This is a genomic window from Allosphingosinicella sp. (assembly GCF_036387215.1).
Taxonomy (GTDB): Bacteria; Pseudomonadota; Alphaproteobacteria; order Sphingomonadales; family Sphingomonadaceae; genus Allosphingosinicella.
In genome coordinates this window covers 1-2,341 of record NZ_DASVUE010000379.1, presented here as the reverse complement: position 1 = coordinate 2,341, position 2,341 = coordinate 1, and the positions used below count along the sequence as shown (strand labels likewise).

General features: G+C 64.8%; 3 protein-coding genes and 1 tRNA gene. All 4 read right to left on the bottom strand.

Annotated elements, in window-relative coordinates; all coding sequences use genetic code 11:
* Positions 1-130: 130 nt before the first annotated feature.
* The gene (locus VF662_RS14730; protein ID WP_464142601.1) at positions 131-472 is read right to left on the bottom strand and encodes a site-specific integrase; all 342 of its coding nucleotides are present in this window, start codon (positions 470-472) and stop codon (positions 131-133) included.
* Positions 448-1,356, bottom strand: a complete 909-nt coding sequence (locus tag VF662_RS14725) for a hypothetical protein (RefSeq protein WP_464142599.1) — start codon at positions 1,354-1,356, stop codon at positions 448-450. Before VF662_RS14725 ends, VF662_RS14730 begins: the two co-directional genes overlap by 25 nt.
* Positions 1,353-1,937, bottom strand: a complete 585-nt coding sequence (locus tag VF662_RS14720; RefSeq protein ID WP_464142597.1) for a hypothetical protein — start codon at positions 1,935-1,937, stop codon at positions 1,353-1,355. The genes VF662_RS14725 and VF662_RS14720 overlap by 4 nt, the downstream gene beginning before the upstream one ends.
* 103 nt (positions 1,938-2,040) lie before the next feature.
* Positions 2,041-2,117, bottom strand: a tRNA-Pro gene (locus VF662_RS14715).
* Between the last annotated feature and the right edge of the window lie 224 nt (positions 2,118-2,341).

Sequence of the window (2,341 nt, the reverse complement as noted above, 5' to 3'; positions counted from 1 at the left end):
CCGACGCGCGATCGCTGAGCAAGCGGCAGTAGCCGGATGGGCGAGGCCGGCACTTCCGAGGTGATCACCGGCACATAGCGCGCCATGAACTCGCGGCGCTCCGTCAAAACAACCTCGGCGCCTTCGGTGCTCATCCGCTTGAATAGTGCTTCCCATTCACCGACGTGCGTGCGTGGCCCATCACATCAGCACGCATGTTCTCGTTGACCCCGTCGACCTCATAGAAGCTGGAGCCGAGGGCGCGGATGCTATGCAGGCCCGGTCCCTTGCCGGACGCGTTGCGCGGCAGCTCCATGCGCGCGCCGATCCAGTCCACCATGTGGTGCCAAGCGATGGCGTAGAACTGCTGGCCACCACGCTTACCGTCAGTGCGGTAGAGCTCGGGAAACAGCGCGACGTGACCCTCGGCCCGGATCGCTTCCACATAATCGAGGAAACCTAGGCGGATCAGCTCTGAGTGAATCGGCAGCACGCGGCGCCGAGCCGCCCGCTTTTCGCCCGCGAGCTCGCCATCGCGGCCGCGGACGTCGTTCGCTTTGATTCGAAAGTCGGGATGCCGTGATCGGTTCGGATCTCGTCGACACGCAAGCCGCAGGTCTCTTCGCGGCAGGTGTGGTGGTAGTAGCAGATCAGCGGAACCCGATAGGCGGCATCGTGATAGACCCGGCCCTCACCAACGGCATGGAGGCGCCTCAGCGTACCGCCGCCCTCCGTGAACAGCGGCGAGCTGAACAGCAATGAGAGGTGCTCCTTGGTCCACGGCGGCCGCGGGTCATCGCCAGCCTTCTTCTTCACGGTGATCGTCGCTGCAGCGAAATCGAGCACCAACGGGCCCGGGTACCTCGGCTTCCAGGAGGTGAGCGCCAGATGGCGCGAGACGCGCGACATGGTGCTGAGGTCGCGATTGATCGTCTTGGCGTGGCGCTCGTCGGAGCGCTGAAGTGGCGGCAACTCGGCGACAACTTCGGCGAAGGGCCGCTGCATGGCGCCAAACCTGAAATCCTTGGGCAGGCGCATGAGCCCCTGCTTGAATACATCAACATCCATGTGGCCGTAGTCGCCGACCTTCTTGTCGCCTGTGATCCACGCGAAAGTCTGCAGAATGCGCCGCGGCTGATCGTTGGTGCGGCTCCAAACCCCTTCCCGGCGAAGCTGCTCCACGATCTCGTCGATCACCGCGCTAAAGCGCCGCTCGTCATAAGCGATGAAGGGGCGCTGGGAGCCGCTCAGGTCGTGCTGCAGGTTAGGTGATCCGGTCGGCGATGCGTACACCGCCGGCTCAGCATGCTGAAGCAGCGCCCGGACCGGATCGGCCGCATCCATGACGAAGTCGTCGAAGACGCGTTGGCCGGTCATCCAGGCTGCCGCGCGAGCACGCAGAATATGCGCCCGCGCTGAGGCAATTGCCACTCCGGATTGGTCACGCCGATGACATCAAGCCGACTGCGGACCTCCTCGTCAGTGATTTGGTAGCAGAACTCGGCCAGATATTCTTCGACTGCCTGCACATCGGCGGAGTGCAGGCGGCCTGCGAGCTCCGCGCGCTGCGCTTCGCTCAGGCGGCGGGGTCGATCAGGACGCCGCGCGATCCGATACGCCTCTGCCAGCGGCACGGCATTCTCGGCCATGTCGCGGGACCAACTCGCATTCTCATAGGCGTCGTGAACGATCTGGGACAGCTCGCGCTCGAGCTCCAGGCGAAACAAGGCGTCGATTTCACCGCCGCTGAGCGGCCTGCCGGTCTCCAGCATGCGTTCGATCTGCCCCTTCACCTCATCGAAGCGCACCGCCAGGCGCGCCGCGCGGCAACGGGCGATCGCGGGATCGGCCGTCCGCAGCCGAAACGCTACGACGTTAGAGATAATTTTTCGGAAATGTACGCGGCGGCGCCAGACATAGCGGCCGTCGATGCGGTGAGCGTGCGGGATACGGGCCATCAACACCTTCCGGTGTGCCCGCGCCGTGTGTGCTGATTATGGTCTCAGCACCCCCGTCCGGGCCACCTATAAAGGCGGATTTCCAATCGCTTGCGCGATAAAATGGTCGGGGAGACAGGATTCGAACCTGCGACCCTCTGCTCCCAAAGCAGATGCGCTACCAGGCTGCGCTACTCCCCGACTGTGCCGCTCCTAACGCGCAACGGGCGATGGCGGCAACCGGAAAGGCCGCTCGCCTAGCTGAACTGGGGCTGGAAGCCGGATGCGAGCCGCTTCAGGCCTTCGATCTGGTCGCGGCTGAAGCCCGCCTGCAGAGCCTGGCGGATACTGGTCTCTGCCGGCTCGCCCCGGGTGGCGAAGGTGGTGCAGGCAAGGCGGCGGAGCGCTTCGAGCCGCTCGTTGGC

Coding starts and splice junctions, on each gene's coding strand:
- VF662_RS14725 (WP_464142599.1), bottom strand. CDS start 1,356: ATGACCGGCCAACGCGTCTTCGACGACTTCGTCATGGATGCGGCCGAT.
- VF662_RS14720 (WP_464142597.1), bottom strand. CDS start 1,937: ATGGCCCGTATCCCGCACGCTCACCGCATCGACGGCCGCTATGTCTGG.